Raw genomic sequence first — 16,901 nt, 5'->3', positions numbered from 1 at the left:
TAGCGAGCCTGCAATCAGGCGCGACGCGGCTTCCCTTGCCATCCGACACGCGCATCTGCAATTCCGTCACTCCAATGGCCGAAGGAAGACCTGGGCCCGAAAACGGACCGCTGAGTGCGACGCCTATATCTGCGGCGACAGGGAGACGCACCCATGACGGCAGGCCGCGCACTCCACCAGGCCGAGGGTCCCGGTGACGAGCCCTCCTCAGACGTCCCCACCCGACAGGTGCGGCAACGCCCCCGTCCCCCATGGCCCCTCTTCCTCCGAATCGATGCATACGCCGACCGGCAGTACGCTGATCACGGCGACGTCCTGATGAGGTCGCTCTCTCACACCCTTTCTGTCACCGAGGGAATTCGGCTGCAACCCTTCCATTTACTGGAGGAAGCATGACCAACCCCGAACAGGATCCGAACCAGCAAGAGGGCCCGGCGGACGGCGGAGCTGCGGGCACGCCCGGCACCCACGACGGCGGAGCCGACGGAGGCGCCGAAGGCCCCGCGGACGGCGGAGCAGCCGGCACACCCGGCGTCCACGACGGCGGAGCCGACGGAGGCGCCGAGGAGTCCGGCAGCCGCTCTTGAGTACGCCCCCGAGGGGTGCCGGTGGCGCGGCCGGCGCGACGGACACGGCGGTGTCGATATCACGTCTGACCGGGCTCGGCCCGCAGGAGTTCGCCCGGGACGTGTGGGGCCGTGCGGCGCTTCTGGCTCGCGGCGCCGGTGACTTCTCCGATCTGTTCTCCGCCGAGGCGGTGGATGAACTGGTGTCGCGCCGTGGTCTGCGCATCCCCTTTCTCCGCGTCGCCAAGAACGGGGCCACGCTTCCCGAATCCTCGTACACGTCGCCGGCGGGCGTCGGGGCCGGTGTCGGTGATCAGGCGGACGACACCGCTCTGTGGCGTGCGTTCGCCGACGGTGCCACTCTGGTGTTGCAGGCCCTGCAACGCACATGGGCGCCGGTCGCGGACTTCAGTGCGGGGCTCGGCTCGGAGCTGGGGCATCCGGTGCAGGCCAATGCCTACGTCACTCCGCCGCAGAGTCGCGGGTTCGACGACCACTACGACGTCCACGACGTCTTCGTGGTGCAGGTCGAGGGCACCAAGCGCTGGGTCGTCCACCGGCCGGTGCATCCCGACCCCCTCCGCGATCAGCCCTGGACGGCGTTCAGGTCCGCGGTGGCCGAGGCAGCGTGCGGCGAGGCCCACACCGACACGGTGCTTGAGCCCGGCGACGTTCTCTATCTGCCGCGAGGCTGGCTGCACGCCGCCCAGGCACAGGGTGAGATCTCGATCCACCTGACGCTCGGAGTCCACACCTGGACACGCCACGCGCTGGCCGAGCAGCTCGCCCGGGCCGCGCTCGACGCGCTGCGGGACGACCCCGAGATGCGCACCTCCCTGCCCCTGGGCGTGGACGGGCCGGAGGGTGAGATCGGTATCGTCAGGAAGAGGCTGATGGCCGCAGTCGCCGATGCGGACTCCGCGTCCCGGTTCCATCGTGCCCAGCGGCGGCAGGCACGCCCGGCACCACTGGGGCCGCTGGCTCAGCTGCGGGCCGTCGACAGTCTCGGCCCCGCGTCGCGCGTCCGGCTTCGTGAGGCGCTGGAAGCGCGGCTGGAGGGTGCACGGCTGCTCACTCGCGTGGGATGGCTCGACTTCCCGACGGCGGACCTGCCCTCTGTCGAACGGCTGCTGGACGGCGGGATCCACCTCACCGCCGACCTCGGCGTCGACCTCGTCGGGAGACTGCTGCACGCGGGTGTGGTCGTGCCCGCTGGGCGGTGAACGCGGTGTCGGCGTCCGAGCGCTTCTTCTGCGCCGACGCGGCCCGGATACGCGGCGACTCGATCATGGGCACAGCGCCGCACGGTTCGGTCTGGATCCTCATCGAGTACCGCGGCGGCTGGCCGGCCAACGGCTTCGACGGTCTCGATCTCGAGCCGGACACCAAAGCGCTCGTGTACTCCGCCGCCCAAGCGGTCAGGGCCCGCGTGCTGCTGGTCAGGCGCCACGGACGGCTCAGAAGCGAGGAACCGCCGAACTGGGCCGTCCTGCACTTCGAGGGCCTCGGCGCATACCGCCAGCAATGGGGAAGGTGGAGCCGTGACGAGGACCTGGCGCAGATCGCGAGTGCCCTCGATGCCCCCGGCAGGCTGGGCTGCCCTCCCGTGGTCCTCGTCTGTACCCACGGGAGGCACGACACCTGTTGTGCGGTGCGCGGACGGCCAGTGAGCCGTGCCCTCAGCGAGCACTGGCCCGATCTGGTGTGGGAGTGCACGCACGTAGGGGGTGACAGGTTCGCGGCGAACGTCGTCATCGCGCCCGACGGCGTCTACTACGGCGATCTCGACGCCCTCTCCGCGGTCACGGCCGTCCGGGAGCATTTGGCCGGCCTCATCCACGCGGAGCACCTGCGCGGGTACACGAATCTGTTTCCACCGCAGCAGGCGGCCGTGACGGCTGTGCTCGAGCGCTTCGGTCCCGCGGGACGGCACGACTACACCGTCGCCGCGACCTCCCGCGTCGCTGACGACCGCTGGCAGATCCACGTCGACGGCAGCCTGCCGCACCCGGCCGGCCTGCAGGTCGAGGTGCACGCCCACCGGACACCGCCACGACGGTTGACCTGCCACGGACCGTCCACGGGCCGCGCCGTCGCCTACGAGGTCACTTCGATCCGCGCCCGCTGAGGAGGCGGGCCGCTGAGGGGACGGGATTCCGAGAGGCGTCCTGCCCGCGGATCAGATCGCGTCATTTCGTCGCCCGTGGCCGGCGGGCCTTGCAGGACAACGCCCGCGAGCGCGTCGGCCACGCTGTTCCCGTCCTGCGTCAGCAACGGGTTCATGGCCGGGGCGTTCGCGGACTGCCGGTAGAGCTCGACGATGTCGAGCTCGGCGAAGGCATCGAGGCCACGTCGCGAGGCCCTGCGTGACACGACAAGGATTGCTTGACGACTGTCAAGCGGAGATGCATGCTTGCCAAGTCAAGCAAATGTCCGTTTCGAGAGATATCGGCCCATTGATCAGAGGTGCCATGTCCAGCAAGAGGGACCGTTCAGCCGCAGTGACGCACACCTGGGAACCCGGAAGGCGCGGGAAGGCGATCGGGCTGCCGGTCGCGCCGCCCTCCCATACCGGTTACAACGGAGACCTCGGCAACGGCCCCGACCGCTCCACCTCGCAGGGTGTGATGCCCCTTGGATTCGACGGATCCGAACAGCTCGAAGACCGGATCAAGAGTGACCTGCCCGTCTGGACGGGACTCCGGGACGCCGCGCCTGCCTCCCTCGACCGGCTCGCGAAGGACGGCAGGACCGTCACACGCACCAGTGGCGAGGTGTTACTCACGGGGATGGTGCTCGGGATGACCGCGTCCGGCCGCACGGCCGGATCCAGCGGCACCCCCACCGGCCGCGTGATCCACGGCGGGTCCCCGTCGAGCACCGATCCGACGGCACCTACGACAGGTTCCCCGGCGACGTCGACGACAGCAGTCGCCCCGAACCGTCACACCAGCACCGAGCAGGACTGCGCTGGGGCCGGCCCCGGCCTCCACGAAGGAGTGGGCCGACACAAAGCCAGCCCGCGCATCCCCGGCTCACACACGCATCACGGGGCCCGATGGCCCCAGGACGATTCACGAAACAGGAGCAGGACCATGGGAACACTTGACGGAAAGATCGTGCTCATCACGGGCACCAGTGGAGGCATGGGACGCGTCGCGGCGCTGATCTTCGCCAGAGAGGGTGCCAAGATCGTCGGTGTCGACATCCAGGCCGAGACCAATGCGGAGACGGTCGACCTCGTACGCCGCGCCGGCGGCGAGATGACGAGCATCGCACCGGTCGACCTCACCGACCCGGAGCAGGTGCACCGGATGGCCGACGAGGCCGCGGCCGCCTATGGCGGGCTCGATGCCGTCTACAACAACGCGGCCATGCAGCGCTTCGGCGCCATGCCCGACTTCTCCGTCGAAGACTGGCGTGCGACGGAGGCCGGGGAGCTCGACATCCCCTTCTTCGTGTCCAAGTACACCTGGCCGCACCTCGTCCGGCGCGGTGGCGGAGTCATCATCAACGTCGCGTCGGAGGCCGGGCTGATCGCGGGCGCCACACCCCCGATGGTCGCCCACACCGCCGCCAACGCCGGCGTCATCGGAATGACACGACAGCTCGCACTCGAGGGTGCGCCTCACGGAATCCGAGCCGTGGCGATCAGCCCGGGCCCAGTTCTGACTCCCGCCAGCGACCGGGACCTCGGCGACAACCAGGCCATGAGGGACGCCATCACCAGCAAGGTCCTCCTCAAGCGCTTCGCACAGCCCGAGGAGATCGTAGAACTCGCCGCCTTCCTCGCCTCCGACCGGGCCTCCTTCATCACCGGCGCCAACTACCCCGTCGACGGCGGAGCAAGCGCCTGGTAGGAACTCCGGCTCACCGCACGGGGTACGCCGCGCACTCACGAGCGTGCCCACGTCCGCCTGCTTCCCAGCCAGGCCGGCGGTGGCACCCCGGGAATCCGGCAACCACGATCGCAGCGCGTGCCATGAGGCGTTCAGCGTTGGCGTTCAGCGGGGAAGAACCCAGCTCGGCGTCCAGGTGCCGGCCGCACCGTGGCCGGCAGCGGCGGAGTCGGCGAGGTAGGCGCGGAGCGAACTGAGCGCCGGGTGCGGACTGTCCCGGTGCCAGAGGAGCGAGTGCGGGTAGACAGGTGTCGGGCTGGTCACCGGGATACGGCGCAGGCCGTGGCCGGACGGCCAGACGAGGCGGGTCTGCCCTCCCATGAAGGTGGCCAGGGCAGGGGTGTCGGCGATGGTGTCCAGGAGCGCGTCGGAACCGAAGTTGGGGCCGGTCGCCTCGATGGTGAGGCCGAACTCGGCGACGAGATCGTCGTAGTAGGCGGCCCACTCGGTGCCCGGGACGATACCGGGCATCCAGATCCGGTGCCCGGCGAGCTGGGTGACGGTGACCGACCGGGCGCCGGCCAGCGCGTGGGCGGGGCCGGTGAGGAGTTGGAGCGGCTCGTCGAGTACCCGGACGGACTCGATGTCTTCGGGGAGGGGCCTCCCGGGCACGGACACGGCGCGGAAGGACGCGTCGATCGCGCCGGACCGGATCGCGGCGACGGCCGTCTCGATGTCGAACAGCATGACCACGTCGAGCTCGGTCTCGGGGTGCGCTCGGTGGAAGCCACGCATCAGACCGGTCGCCGCGCCGCGCGAGGCGATCACGTCGACGCGCAGCGGACGTCGGCCGCTGCGCACGGACCCGACGGCACGCTCGGCGACACGCGTCAGCTCTCGCGCGTGGGTCAGGAACGCCTGCCCGTCGATGGTGAGCTCGGCGCCGCGCGCCGTGCGGGTGAACAGCCGCACACCGAGTGTGCGCTCCAGTGCGGCGATGCGTTTGGAGACGGCCTGCTGGGTGATCGCCAGCTCGACGGCGGCGTCCTGGAACCGACCCGCGTCGGCGACGGCAATGAAGGTCCGGACGGTGTCGAGGTCCATACCGACACCCTAGGTGAACAACCCCTGGTTGTGGCTGACGGCTCTGCGGTTGTTTGATTCGCTGGTGCGGTGCTCGCTTTGATACTTCCGACCGCGATTCAGTTGTGCGGGTGAGCGGCGAGGGGCGTGGGCATGAAAAGCGGGTACCGGCTGGGGCGGCGGTTCGGCTGGCTCTGGGGTGCGTACGGGACCAGCGCGCTCGGCACATGGCTGGCGTTCGGTGCGTTTCCGCTGATCGCCGTCCAGGTCCTGGACGCAGGGCCGGCCGAGGTCGCCGCACTCGCCGCCACGGGGTCGCTGGTGGGCGCCGCCGCCGCGGTGCCGCTCGGCCCGTGGGTGGAGTTCCGCCCCAAGCGGCCGGTGCTGATCGCGATGGACCTGGTGCGCTTCGTGGCGCTGCTGACGGTCCCCGCCGCCTTCGCGCTCGGGGTGCTCACCTTCATCCAGCTCCTGCTGGTCTCGGTCACCGTCGCGGCGGCCGACATCACCTTCCGGGCCGCTTCCGGCGCGTACCTGAAGACGCTGCTGCCGGCCGCCCACCTTCTCGTCGCCAACGCCCGTTTCGAGTCGACAGCCTGGACGACGACGATGATCGGGCCGCCGCTGGGCGGCGTCGCCATCGGCCTTCTCGGCCCGGTGGCGACGGTAGTGGCCGACGCGGTCAGCTATCTGCTCTCCGCCCTCGGCATTCGTGCGATGGGCGGGGATCACGAGCCGCAGCCCGCGCGCCGTGAGGCCAGGCGGGTGCGGGCAGCGGACCTCTTCGACGGCTGGCGCCACATCCTCGCCGACGTGACGCTGCGTCCGCTGTTCTTCAACACCGCCCTGTTCAACGGTCTGGTGATGGCCACCCAGCCTCTGCTCGCCGTCCTGATGCTCGGCCCGCTGGGTTTCGCACCCTGGCAGTACGGCCTCGCGTTCGCCGTGCCGTCGATCGGCGGACTGCTCGGTTCGCGGCTGGCCCGCCCTCTCGTCACGCGTTTCGGGCAGCACCGGGTCCTCGTCGTCGCCGGCGCTACGCGGGCGATCTGGCCCGTCGGTCTGGCCTTCCTGGGGCCCGGCACCGGGGGGCTCCTGCTGGTCATCGGTGTCGAGTTCGGACTCATTCTCTGCTGCGGAGTCTTCAACCCCGTCTGCAGCACCTATCGGCTCGAACGCACTGCGACCGACCGAGTCGCCCGCACCGTGTCCGCCTGGGCCGTGACGTCCAAGGCGACGACCGCACTCCTGACGGCGGTCTGGGGCGTACTGGGCAGCCTGCTCGGCCCTCGCACGGCCGTCGGCCTGGCCGGGGTACTCCTGCTTGCGACCCCGCTGCTGCTCCCTCGCCGCGAGGCCGCGCCGAAACCGGTGGCAGAGGCCCTGCCGGGCGTTCCTGAGAAGGACACCCACCAGGACGCGGCCCGGAAAGTATGATCGGGCGATGTCTGACTTGACCGAGACCACGCCCGGCTGGCTCAGCACGGACGAACTGCACATGGCCCGCGCTCGCATGCCCGTCCTCTACGTCGAGGCCGTGCCCGTGCGAGTGGACGAGAGCGGAGAAGTCACCAGCATCGGGGTGCTCCTCCGGATCGGCGCCGACGGCACGATGAGCCGTAATCTCGTCTCCGGCCGCGTCATGCACCACGAGCGCGTCCGCGACGCGCTCCTGCGCCACCTGGAGAAAGACCTGGGCCCGGTGGCCCTCCCCCACGTCCCCGCCTCTCTGCAGCCCTTCACGGTCGCCGAGTACTTCCCCACGGCTGGCATCACCCCGTTTCACGATCCCCGCCAGCACGCGGTGTCCCTGGCGTACATCGTCCCGGTCACCGGCGACTGCCGCCCCCGGCAGGACGCACTGGACCTGGTGTGGCTCAGCCCGCAGGAAGCGGCGTCTCCCGCTGTCCAGGGCGAGATGCCCGGCGGCCAGGGCGTCCTGCTGAAGCAGGCTCTCGCCCACACGGGGCACATGTACTGAGGGTTCCGGAACGACGGGCAGGTACCCCCTGCCCGTCGGCTTCACGGCCTCCGGACCGTCTTCAGGGTGGCTTCAGGTTGGGGTCACTACCGTGGCTCGCATGATCGACAGCGGCGCGACGCAATGGGTGACCGACCTGATGGGCACCCTCGGGGCACCAGGGGCGGGTCTGGCCATCGCACTGGAGAACATCTTCCCGCCGCTGCCGAGCGAGGTGATCCTCCCGCTGGCCGGATTCACGGCGAGCACCGGCGGGATGAACCTCTACGCCGCTCTGGTGTGGACGACCGTCGGATCGGTCGTGGGCGCACTCGCGCTGTACGGCATCGGCGCCGCGCTGGGCCGCGACCGCGTCGTCGCCGTGGCGGCCAGGATTCCGCTGGTGAAGGTGGCGGACGTGGAGAAGACCGAGGCGTGGTTCGAGCGCCATGGCACCAAGGCCATCTTCTTCGGCCGGATGATCCCTGTGTTCCGCAGCCTGATCTCGGTACCGGCAGGCGTGGAACGCATGCGCCTCCCGGTCTTCCTCGCCTTGACCACCCTCGGCAGCGCGCTGTGGAACACGGTGTTCGTGCTGGCCGGATTCTTCCTGGGCGAGCAATGGGAAGTGGTCTCCGGCTACGTATCCACCTATTCCAAGGTGGTACTCATGGCCGCCGCCCTCGCGCTCCTCGTCCTGATCGGGGTTCGGGTATTCCGCAGGTCCGGAACAGGGGGGCCGGACCTGCGGAATACGGAGGAGATGCGGACGGACCGAACCTCAGGCTCAGATCGCTGAGGCCGCGTCCCCGGCGCCCCTTCGCGGCAGCGGACGCGGCGGCCGTTCGCCGGCACCCACTGCCGCATCGCGCCCGGCAGGGCACAGGCCCATGCACAGTTCGGCTTCCCTGATGGCCGTATGACTTCCGTGCCGCCGATCGCCGTGAGCCTTTCGGGGGCACGGCGGAGAGCCCGTTCGACCGATCAGATGCGCACCGCGGCCTGGAAGCTGCCGATGGTGCTCATCGACTCGTAGCGGACGTAGGCGCCCGGGTAGGGGGCGTGCAGCACGCTGTTGCCGCCCGCGTAGAGGCCCACGTGCGACGTGTTGTTGAAGAAGACCAGGTCACCCGGCTTGAGCTGGCTGCGCGCGATGCGAGTGCCCTCGTTTATCTGGGTGTACGTGGTGCGGGTGATGTTGGCACCGGCCTGGGCGTAGGCCCACATGGTCAGGCCCGAGCAGTCGAAGGAGTCGGGGCCCGTGGCGGTGCGCACGTACGGCTTGCCCACACGTGTGTCGGCGGCCGCCAGCGCGGCGGCGCCGAGCGCGGACGCGGGAACCTCGTTGCCGAGTTCGACCCGGTCACCGGCCGCGCGGCTGGCACGCTGGTCGTCGGCGGCCATCTTCGCGCGCTCGGCGGTCGTGAGGGTGTTGAGCAGCTTCTGCGCGTCGGCGAGCTTGCCCTGGAACTTCTGCTTGTTCTTGCCGAGCGTCTCCCGGACGTCGTCGAGGTCGGCGAGCTTGGCCTGCGCCTCCTTGCGCTGCTGCGCGAGAGTGCGCTGCTTCGCCTGGATCTTCTGCAGCGACTCGGCCTGCTTGGCCGTCAGCTGGTCGAGCGCGGATGCCTGGTCGAGGAAGCTGTCCGGGTCCGAGGAGAGCAGCAGCTGGACCGAGGGGTCGAGGCCGCCCGAGCGGTACTGCGCCGTGGCCAGCGAACCGAGTTCGCCGCGCAGTGTGTTCAGCTCGTCCTGACCGCGGGCGACCTTGTCCTGGAGGGCGTCGGCCTGCTTCTTGAGCTTGTCCTGCTGCTCCTTGGCCCCGTTGTACTTCTCCGTGGCCTCCTCGGCCTCGTGGTAGAGCTTGTCGACCTTCGCCTTGACCTCGCTCTTGATCGGCTTGGGGTCGGCGTGCGCGGCCTGGGAGGTCAGGGCCACAGCTGCGGCGGCGGTCGCGGTGAGCACGGTCACGCGGGTGCGGCTCGGCTGCTTGGGACGACGGTGGGACGCCACGAAGGCGAGCTCCTTCTTCCTTGAGCCGCCTACCGGGCTGTGGGGGACGGAATCCCCGGCTCCGTGCACATCACGGAATCGGCGGTTCCTTCGCTGCCACCCTGGATGGGTGACGATCACGCGAAGGCTCGAGGCCCGACTTTAGTGACCATCTTGTAATCAGTTCAATGTTCGAGTGAAGAATGTCGACACCCTGGGGACTTCTTTACCCACAACACACGGCATTTGATCATCACTTGACGGCCAGTCAGGCATTTACCGTCATCCACAGCCTCCACGCCTCCGAGATGCGGTCAGCATGCGGTGTGACCGTGCGCGCTTGACCTTGACACCGTGACAAGGTCTTCCCTGGAGCGCAGGAGGTGGTCCCGATGACCTTGCCGGAAGAGAGTCCGGACACGAGTCGTGCTCTCCGGGGACTCGGCAGCGACAGTTCGTCGACGCGGCTGCGTGCGGCGCTGGCGACGGGCTCGGCCCCCGACCCGCGGTCGGTCGGCACGCTCATCGAGCGCTGCGCGATCGAGCCCGAATTCCTGGTGCGCGACATGCTCACGTGGGCGCTCACCCGTCACCCGCCCTCGACGACGATCCCGCAACTGGTGGCGGAGCTGCGCTCGGAGCGGCCGCAGGCACGGAGCCAGGCGCTGCACACCCTGTCGAAGATCGGCGATCGACGGGTGTGGCCGGCGATCACCAAGGCACTCCTGACCGATGCCGACGCCGAAGTGGCACGGAGCGCCTGGCGGGCGGCAGTCGTGCTCGTACCCGAGGGTGAAGAGCGCGGGTTGGCGGCGGTCCTGTCGACGCAGCTCGGTCGCGGCGGCGACGAGACGCGGCGGAGCCTCAGCCGGGCGCTCGTCGCACTCGGTGAGGCGGCCGTTCCGGTGGTGCGTGCGGCGATGGCGGAGAGGGACGCGGAGCCCGGCAAACGCGAGCACGCGATCGCCACCGAACGGCTGTACCACGACCCCGAGGCCGGATTCGCCTCCGCGATCGAGGAGGCGAAGCGCATCATGGTCCTCGGCCGGGCAGGACAGGAGGGTGGCGGGTAGTGCTGATCGGTGAGGTTGCGCGGCGGTCCGGGGTCAGTGCGCGCATGCTCAGGCACTACGACTCGCTCGGCCTGGTGCGGCCGAGCGGTCGTACCGGATCCGGCTACCGCGAGTATTCCGGCGACGACATCCGGCGGATCTTCCACATCGAGAGCCTGCGATCGCTGGGCCTGTCACTGCGTGACGTCGGACGCGCACTGGACGACTCCGGTTTCGAGCCCTCGGAACTCGTCGACGACCTCATCCGCCGGACCCGGGAACGCATCGCCGACGAGACGGCACTGCTGACGCGGCTCCGCCGGATCGGGGCCGCGGAACCCGCAGACTGGGAAAACGTCCTCCAGATCGTCGGGCTCCTTCAGTCGCTGGGGTCGAAGAGCGCAGGGACACGTCAGCGTGCGGCCCTGTCCGCAGTGGGAGAGGTACCGGTGGAGGTGCTGGCCGAAGCCGCCCTGCGGGAGGCGGACCCGCACGTGGCCGGTGCCCTTCGATGGGCTCTGGCCCGGTCGGGCGGTGACGGCCCTGCACTGCTCGCCGAGGGACTCGACGCGACGGCCGCCGAGGTTCGTACGCGTGCCGTGCGGTCACTCGCCGAGATCCCGGGCGACGAGGCGACGGCACTGCTGCGGGATGCCCTCGGACATACGGACGTCGTGGTCCGCGGGTACGCGGCCCTGGCGCTCGGAGCACGCGGGGTCGCCGACGCGGTCCCGACGCTCGTCGACATGGTCGTCGGTGAGGCTGACGACGTCGACGCGGCCGACGTCCTGGGCACGTTGGCGCGGCGTCCCGCGCTGGCGGATCGGATCGCCGTGCTCCTCGTCGAACGCCTCGAAGGCGGGACTCTGGAGGCGTCCGCGCGCCGGCGTCTCGCGCAGGCGCTCGCGGATGTCCCCGGGGAAACGGCGTCGGCCGCCCTCGAAGGTCTGTCACATGATGACGACCGCGCCGTTGCCCTGACCGCGGCATACGTCCTGCGGATTCGCGCGGGTGATCTCTCCACGCCATGAGACCCGTGTACGTGCGAGTGCGCCGGTCTCATGGCGGCCGCGGCCCGCGGCTCACGAACGGACGAGAGCCAGGACCTCGTCGCGCAGGGTCCGCATGGTGTCCGGGTCGCGGGCCTCGACGTTGAGCCGCAGCAGCGGCTCCGTGTTGGACGGCCGGAGGTTGAACCACCAGTTGTCGCCTTCGACGGTGAGGCCGTCGAGTTCGTCGAGGGTCACGCCGGTCCGGTCGCGCCAGGCGGTACGGACGGCGGCGAGGCGGTCGGCCGGGTCCCCGACGGTGGAGTTGATCTCTCCGGAGGCGGCGTACCGCTCGAAGCTGCGCGTGAGGGCCGAGAGGGTGCCGTCCTGTCCGCCGAGCGCGGCGAGGACGTGGAGCGCGGCGAGCATCCCTGTGTCGGCGTTCCAGAAGTCGGCGAAGTAGTAGTGCGCGGAGTGCTCGCCACCGAAGACCGCACCGGTGCGGGCCATCTCGGCCTTGATGAAGGAGTGGCCGACGCGGGTGCGCACAGGTGTGCCACCGGCCTCACGGATCACCTCGGGCACGGCGCGCGAGGTGATCAGGTTGTGCAGAACGGTGGCGCCGGGCCTGCGTGCGAGTTCGCGGGAGGCCACGAGTGCGGTGACGGCGGAGGGTGAGACCGGCTCGCCCCGTTCGTCGACGACGAAACAGCGGTCGGCGTCGCCGTCGAAGGCGAGGCCGAGGTCGGCGTGCTCGGCGCGTACACGGGCCTGGAGGTCGACGATGTTGGCCGGGTCGAGCGGGTTGGCCTCGTGGTTGGGGAAGCTGCCGTCGAGGGTGAAGTACAGCGGTACGACGTCGACGGGGAGCCCGGCGAGTACGGTCGGCACGGTGTGGCCCCCCATGCCGTTGCCCGCGTCCACGACGACCTTCAGCCGGCGGATCGCCGTGAGGTCGACCAGGGTGCGCAGGTGGCGCGCGTACTCCGTCAAGGTGTCGTGGTGCGTGACGGTGCCGGTGCGTTCCGGGGACGGCGAGGGCGCACCGTTGTCGGACCACTGCTCGACGAGCGCGCGGATCTCGGCCAGGCCGCTGTCCTGACCGATCGGTGCGGCGCCGGCGCGGCACATCTTGATGCCGTTGTAGCGGGCGGGGTTGTGCGAGGCGGTGAACATGGCGCCGGGCAGGCCGAGCGCGCCGGAGGCGTAGTAGAGCTGGTCCGTGGAGCACAGGCCGGTCTCGGTGACGTCGGCTCCCTGTGCTGCGGCGCCTCGTGCGAAGGCACGCGCGAGGCCGGGCGAGGTGCTGCGCATGTCGTGCCCGGTCACGAGCGCGCGCGCTCCGGTGACCCGCACGAACGCTGCGCCGAACAGCTCGGCCGTCGACTCGTCCCACTGGTCGGGGACGACGCCGCGCACGTCGTACGCCTTGACCAGCGAGGAAAGGTCGGTGCGCGGAGAGGGTTCAGTGGACGCGGCCATGGCCGACTCCTTCGTAGTGCTGCGGATCTTCGTTGTGCTGCGGATCCGTGTCGTCGATGAGCCACACCGCTGTGTCGGGCGGGATCGTGCCGCCGTCGAGGGGTCCGCTCGTGAGTACGGGGCTGCCTGTCACGCCGAGCGCGGCCCACGGCAGCGGCTGCGTGCCGAAGTTGACGACGCAGGTCAGCGCGGAGCGGCGGAAGGCGAGGTACGGGTCGGTCGGCGCCGAGTACCAACGGGGTGCGGCCGTCGGTTCGTGCGCGGGGTGTGCGCGACGCAGACGGAGCGCTTCGCGGTACAGGGTGAGTGTGGAGGCGGGGTCCCGTTCCTGTGCGGCCACAGTGTACGGGGCCCAGTCGTCCGGTTGCGGCAGCCAGGTGCGCTCGGCCCGGGCGGTGGTGAATCCGTACGGGGGGAGGTCACCGGACCAGGGCAGCGGCACGCGGGAGCCGTCACGTCCCCGGTCGGTGTGACCGGAGCGTTCCCACAGCGGGTCGCGGATGCGGTGGTCCGGGACGGTGGCCTGCGGCAGGCCCAGTTCCTCGCCCTGGTAGATATAGGCGGAGCCGGGCAGTGCGAGCATGAGCAGGGCGGCGGCCCGCGCGCGGCGGGCGGAGCCGAGACGGGTCACCGGCCGCACCGCGTCGTGGCTGGAGAGCAGCCAGGTGACGGCTCCCCCTCCGGGCGCGGACAGGGAGGCGTCGATGACGCGGCGGAGCTCGACCGGGTCCCAGGCGGCCTCCAGGAAAGCGAAGTTGAAGGCCTGGTGCATCTCGTCGGGGCGGATGTAGCGGGCGAGCCTGGCCGGGTCGAACACGGCGGATTCGGCGACCATGACCCGGTCGTGCGGGGCCACTGCACCCGGCGGCGCGGGGTGGGTGTCCAGGAGCTTGCGCCATTCGCGGTACAGCGGGTGCAGTTCCTCCTGGTCGTAGTAGGGCATGAGGTGGTTGCGCAGCGGGTCCTGGTGTTGGCCGGGGCCGGCGTCCGGCATGCCCTCGGCCTTGAAGAGGGCGTGCGCGACGTCGATGCGGAAGCCGTCGACGCCCCGGTCCAGCCAGTACCGGAGGATGTCGGCGAAAGCGGAACGAACCTCCGCCTCCCGCCAGTTGAGGTCCGGTTGCTCGGACGCGTGCAGGTGGCAGTACCACTCGCCGTCTGCCACGCGGGTCCACGCGGGACCGCCGAAGGCGGACTGCCAGTCGTTCGGCGGGAGTTCGCCGGCGAGGCCACGGCCCTGGCGGAACAGGTAGCGGCCGCGGGCGGTGGAGCCGGGGCCCGCGGCGAGCGCCTCCTGGAACCAGGGGTGCTGGTCGGAGGTGTGGTTCGGCACGAGGTCGACGATGAGCTTCAGGCCCAGGTCGTGGGCGCGGTCGGTGAGCCGGTCGAAGTCCTCGGAGGTGCCGAGGTCGGCGGCGACGGCGCTGTGGTCGGCGATGTCGTAACCACCGTCCGCGAGCGGCGAGGGGTAGAACGGCGTGATCCACACGGCGTCCGCGCCGAGTTCCGCGATGTGACCGAGGCGGGCTGTCGCTCCGGCGAGGTCGCCGGTCCCGTCACCGTCCCAGTCGGCGAAGGCGCGGGGGTACAACTCGTAGCAGACGGTGTCCTGCCACCAGCTCATGAAGACTCCTGGAGGTGCGGTGGTGCGCTGGTACCCGGGGTGCCGTCGAGCCCCGGAACGAGCTGTTCGGTGCCCGTGACGGCGGCCAGCGTGGCGGCTTCCGCGACGGCGACGGCGGTGAGACCGGCCACCGCGTCGGCGACCGGGGTACCTCCGTCACGCGCGACACGGACCAGATCGGCGACGGCGGCACGGACGCTCTCGGTGTAGACGTGCGGTTTGCGGGCCTCGCCGCCGAGATCGAGGACGGCGCGGACGTGGTGCGGCACGACGCGCGTCTCTCCGCGTCCGCGCGCGGGGGCGCGGGCGCCGGCGTCTCGTTCGACGGTGACGGAGACGCGCTCGCCACCGTGCGGACGGAAGCCGTCCACGTGGAGCAGCGCCTCCGCCCGGGCGGGCAGCTTCTCCCACGCCTCGGCGCCGTTCTCGTCGGTCCACGCCGAGATCTCGGCCCGGACCGGGATCCAGCCGTCGATCCTGGTCTCGGCGAAGCCGTGGTCCAGGCGCATCAACTGGCGTTCGCAGCGGTGCGCGTGGGTGAAGGAGTGGAGGTGGGAGGCGAGAACCCCGCCCGGGTGGAGGACGTCGGCGCTGACCATGTCGACGGGCCCGCCCGGCCGGCGTACCTCGGTCGCGCGCACGCTGAGCGGATCGGAGCCCAGCAGGGCGCGCGCCGCGTCGAAGAAGTGCACGCCGTGCTCGACGAAGATGCCTCCGCTGTGTGCGGGGTCCCAGAACCAGTGACCGGGGCCGAGGTCCTGGTCGGATGCGTCGTTCTCGAAGAGGAACCGGCGCGGGGACGCGAGCAGCCCTTCACCGATGAGCCCTTGCAGGGCCCTCAGGAGCGGGTTGTAGCGCAGGACGTGGTCGACGACGAGGGCACGCCCGGCGCGCTCGGCCTCGCGGGCCACGGCGCGGGCGCCCTCGGTGGTGGTCGCGAGCGGCTTCTCGCAGAAGACGTGCCGGCCGGCGCGCAGGGCGGCCGTGGCCATCGCGGCGTGCGCGGCCGGCGGTGTGGCGATGGCGACGGCCGCCACGTCCTCGCGCTCCAGCAGCTCCTCCAGGGAGCCGAGCGCGGGGACGCCGTACCGTTCGCCGAGCGCCTTCGCCCGTACGGGGTCGGGGTCGGCGACGGCGGTCGGCCTCAGCCCGGGGAGGCCGGCCACGGCGTCCAGGACGTATGCCCCGAAGCCGCCGCAGCCGACCAGTCCGAGGCCGAGTGGGGCCGGCGCGGATGTCATGCCGTGCGCTCCAGGAGGGCGACGCCGATGTGCGCGTCGGCCATGCCGTAGAACACGTACAGCTGTCCGTCGACCTCCTCGATGGCGGTCGGGAAGACGACGTTCGGCACGGTGCCGGCGCGCTCCTCCTCCGTCTCGGGCGCCATCAGTGGCTCCTCGGAACGGGCGAGGACCTTCGAGGGGTCGGCCGGGTCGAGGATCATCGCACCGGCCGCGTAGGACACGCTCTGGTTCTGTGCGAAGGGGTCCTCGATGTGGCCGGAGACGCCGTGGTGGATGAGGAGCCAGCCCTCGGGGACGCGGATCGGGGCGGGGCCGCCGCCGATCTTCAGCTCTTCCCACGGGTGCTCGGACAGGGCGACGAGGCGGTGGTCGCGGGGGCGGGCGAGGGCGCGGATGTCGGCCTCGACCTCGGCGACCGGCACGTACGAGATCCAGATGCCGGGCCGTTCGTCGGTGATCCCGGCCGGCAGGTGGACGCCTTCGCCGGGGCGGAACCAGCCGAGGTCCCACATGGGGCGGTGCAGCATCGCGTACGCGGGCTCGCCGTCCGGGCCGGGTACGGGCTCGGGGAAGTGGACGACGTCCTTGTTCGGGAAGAGGTTGAGATCGGTGTCGAGGTCCGGCTGGTAGGCGAACTGGACCGGGCCGAGGCGGGTCCAGCTGGTCAGGTCCTCGGACACGGCGAGGGCCGGCTTCGGGCCGAGCGGACCGTAGGCGACGTAGGACATGACGTGCTTGCCGAGCGAGGGTATCCAGGTGACGCGCGGGTCCTCGACGCCGGCGTTGTTCTTGCCACGCTCCCAGCCCTCGTCGGGCGAAAGGACGACTCCGCGTCGCTCGACGCCACTGGGCACACCGTCGGTGAAGGTGACCTCGGCAAGGCCCACACGGGACACGTTGCCCTCGGCCACCAGGCGCGGCAGCAGGTGCAGACGGCCGTCGGGGGTGCGGCCCGACGCGGGGTTCAGGACTCCCTCGGCCTCGTTCGCCTCGCCGGGAAGCGGGGACATGATCAGGCCTTTGCGCACCAGTCGGTACGGGATGTGCGAGGTGGTGCTGGTGGTGCTCATGCG

The 16,901-nt window shown here is 70.7% G+C and carries 14 protein-coding genes and 1 pseudogene; 9 read left to right on the top strand and 6 right to left on the bottom strand.

Annotated elements, in window-relative coordinates; translation table 11 throughout:
- Positions 1-392: 392 nt before the first annotated feature.
- The 4 genes and pseudogenes from OG206_RS31045 to OG206_RS31030 all read left to right on the top strand — a co-directional run.
- Positions 393-566 (top strand): annotated as a pseudogene (locus OG206_RS31045) (BatC protein); the annotation flags it as partial.
- A 71-nt stretch (positions 567-637) separates the two neighbouring features.
- The gene (locus OG206_RS31040) at positions 638-1,789 is read left to right on the top strand and encodes a cupin domain-containing protein (protein ID WP_327121910.1); all 1,152 of its coding nucleotides are present in this window, start codon (positions 638-640) and stop codon (positions 1,787-1,789) included.
- Between the two features lie 5 nt (positions 1,790-1,794).
- Positions 1,795-2,694: a sucrase ferredoxin gene (locus OG206_RS31035; RefSeq protein ID WP_327121909.1), complete on the top strand. Its 900-nt coding sequence runs from the start codon at positions 1,795-1,797 to the stop codon at positions 2,692-2,694.
- Positions 2,695-3,037: 343 nt separating this feature from the next.
- Positions 3,038-4,426: an SDR family NAD(P)-dependent oxidoreductase gene (locus tag OG206_RS31030; RefSeq protein WP_327121908.1), complete on the top strand. Its 1,389-nt coding sequence runs from the start codon at positions 3,038-3,040 to the stop codon at positions 4,424-4,426.
- Between the two features lie 144 nt (positions 4,427-4,570).
- Here the strand turns inward: OG206_RS31030 and OG206_RS31025 are convergent, their stop codons facing one another.
- Positions 4,571-5,509: a LysR family transcriptional regulator gene (locus tag OG206_RS31025; RefSeq protein WP_327121907.1), complete on the bottom strand. Its 939-nt coding sequence runs from the start codon at positions 5,507-5,509 to the stop codon at positions 4,571-4,573.
- A gap of 132 nt (positions 5,510-5,641) precedes the next feature.
- On the opposite strand from OG206_RS31025, the gene OG206_RS31020 reads away from it, so the two are divergent.
- The 3 genes from OG206_RS31020 (at position 5,642) to OG206_RS31010 (ending at position 8,247) form a co-directional block, all read left to right on the top strand.
- Positions 5,642-6,925: an MFS transporter gene (locus OG206_RS31020; protein ID WP_327121906.1), complete on the top strand. Its 1,284-nt coding sequence runs from the start codon at positions 5,642-5,644 to the stop codon at positions 6,923-6,925.
- A gap of 7 nt (positions 6,926-6,932) precedes the next feature.
- A complete protein-coding gene (locus OG206_RS31015) occupies positions 6,933-7,469 on the top strand; it encodes an NUDIX hydrolase family protein (protein ID WP_327121905.1) in 537 nt (178 codons plus the stop codon).
- A gap of 100 nt (positions 7,470-7,569) precedes the next feature.
- Positions 7,570-8,247, top strand: a complete 678-nt coding sequence (locus OG206_RS31010; protein WP_327121904.1) for a DedA family protein — start codon at positions 7,570-7,572, stop codon at positions 8,245-8,247.
- Positions 8,248-8,432: 185 nt separating this feature from the next.
- Here the strand turns inward: OG206_RS31010 and OG206_RS31005 are convergent, their stop codons facing one another.
- Entirely contained in the window at positions 8,433-9,458 is a 1,026-nt protein-coding gene (locus OG206_RS31005; protein ID WP_327121903.1) for a C40 family peptidase, read from the bottom strand.
- Between the two features lie 371 nt (positions 9,459-9,829).
- Here OG206_RS31005 and OG206_RS31000 point away from each other — a divergent pair, with 371 nt between their 5' ends.
- Together OG206_RS31000 and OG206_RS30995 are read left to right on the top strand one after the other, a co-directional pair.
- Positions 9,830-10,510 (top strand): HEAT repeat domain-containing protein, encoded by a 681-nt coding sequence (locus OG206_RS31000; protein WP_327121902.1) that lies wholly within the window; start codon positions 9,830-9,832, stop codon positions 10,508-10,510.
- Positions 10,510-11,520 (top strand): MerR family transcriptional regulator, encoded by a 1,011-nt coding sequence (locus OG206_RS30995; RefSeq protein ID WP_327121901.1) that lies wholly within the window; start codon positions 10,510-10,512, stop codon positions 11,518-11,520. Before OG206_RS31000 ends, OG206_RS30995 begins: the two co-directional genes overlap by 1 nt.
- A gap of 51 nt (positions 11,521-11,571) precedes the next feature.
- On the opposite strand, the gene OG206_RS30990 is transcribed toward OG206_RS30995, so the two are convergent.
- From OG206_RS30990 to OG206_RS30975, 4 genes are read right to left on the bottom strand one after another with little or no spacing between them, the layout of a single operon-like run.
- Positions 11,572-12,960 carry a phosphomannomutase/phosphoglucomutase gene (locus OG206_RS30990; protein WP_327121900.1) on the bottom strand — a complete coding sequence of 463 codons (1,389 nt, stop codon included), beginning with the start codon at positions 12,958-12,960 and terminating at the stop codon, positions 11,572-11,574.
- On the bottom strand, positions 12,944-14,584 hold the full coding sequence (locus OG206_RS30985; protein ID WP_327121899.1) for a glycoside hydrolase family 13 protein: 1,641 nt from the start codon (positions 14,582-14,584) through the stop codon (positions 12,944-12,946). Before OG206_RS30985 ends, OG206_RS30990 begins: the two co-directional genes overlap by 17 nt.
- Positions 14,581-15,825 carry a Gfo/Idh/MocA family protein gene (locus OG206_RS30980; protein ID WP_327121898.1) on the bottom strand — a complete coding sequence of 415 codons (1,245 nt, stop codon included), beginning with the start codon at positions 15,823-15,825 and terminating at the stop codon, positions 14,581-14,583. The genes OG206_RS30985 and OG206_RS30980 overlap by 4 nt, the downstream gene beginning before the upstream one ends.
- On the bottom strand, positions 15,822-16,898 hold the full coding sequence (locus tag OG206_RS30975) for a glycoside hydrolase family 130 protein (protein WP_327121897.1): 1,077 nt from the start codon (positions 16,896-16,898) through the stop codon (positions 15,822-15,824). Before OG206_RS30975 ends, OG206_RS30980 begins: the two co-directional genes overlap by 4 nt.
- Positions 16,899-16,901 lie beyond the last annotated feature (3 nt).

The sequence above is a fragment of the Streptomyces sp. NBC_01341 genome, assembly GCF_035946055.1.
Classification (GTDB): Bacteria; Actinomycetota; Actinomycetes; order Streptomycetales; family Streptomycetaceae; genus Streptomyces.
Note: the sequence above shows the minus strand (reverse complement) of the source record. Positions and strands in the feature narration are given on the sequence as shown.

Excerpts from the sequence above, each read along its gene's own strand:
- OG206_RS31030 (WP_327121908.1), top strand. The coding sequence starts at position 3,038 with ATGTCCAGCAAGAGGGACCGTTCAGCCGCAGTGACGCACACCTGGGAA.
- OG206_RS31025 (WP_327121907.1), bottom strand. The coding sequence starts at position 5,509 with ATGGACCTCGACACCGTCCGGACCTTCATTGCCGTCGCCGACGCGGGT.
- OG206_RS31020 (WP_327121906.1), top strand. The coding sequence starts at position 5,642 with ATGAAAAGCGGGTACCGGCTGGGGCGGCGGTTCGGCTGGCTCTGGGGT.
- OG206_RS31015 (WP_327121905.1), top strand. The coding sequence starts at position 6,933 with ATGTCTGACTTGACCGAGACCACGCCCGGCTGGCTCAGCACGGACGAA.
- OG206_RS31010 (WP_327121904.1), top strand. The coding sequence starts at position 7,570 with ATGATCGACAGCGGCGCGACGCAATGGGTGACCGACCTGATGGGCACC.
- OG206_RS31000 (WP_327121902.1), top strand. The coding sequence starts at position 9,830 with ATGACCTTGCCGGAAGAGAGTCCGGACACGAGTCGTGCTCTCCGGGGA.
- OG206_RS30990 (WP_327121900.1), bottom strand. The coding sequence starts at position 12,960 with ATGGCCGCGTCCACTGAACCCTCTCCGCGCACCGACCTTTCCTCGCTG.
- OG206_RS30985 (WP_327121899.1), bottom strand. The coding sequence starts at position 14,584 with ATGAGCTGGTGGCAGGACACCGTCTGCTACGAGTTGTACCCCCGCGCC.
- OG206_RS30980 (WP_327121898.1), bottom strand. The coding sequence starts at position 15,825 with ATGACATCCGCGCCGGCCCCACTCGGCCTCGGACTGGTCGGCTGCGGC.
- OG206_RS30975 (WP_327121897.1), bottom strand. The coding sequence starts at position 16,898 with ATGAGCACCACCAGCACCACCTCGCACATCCCGTACCGACTGGTGCGC.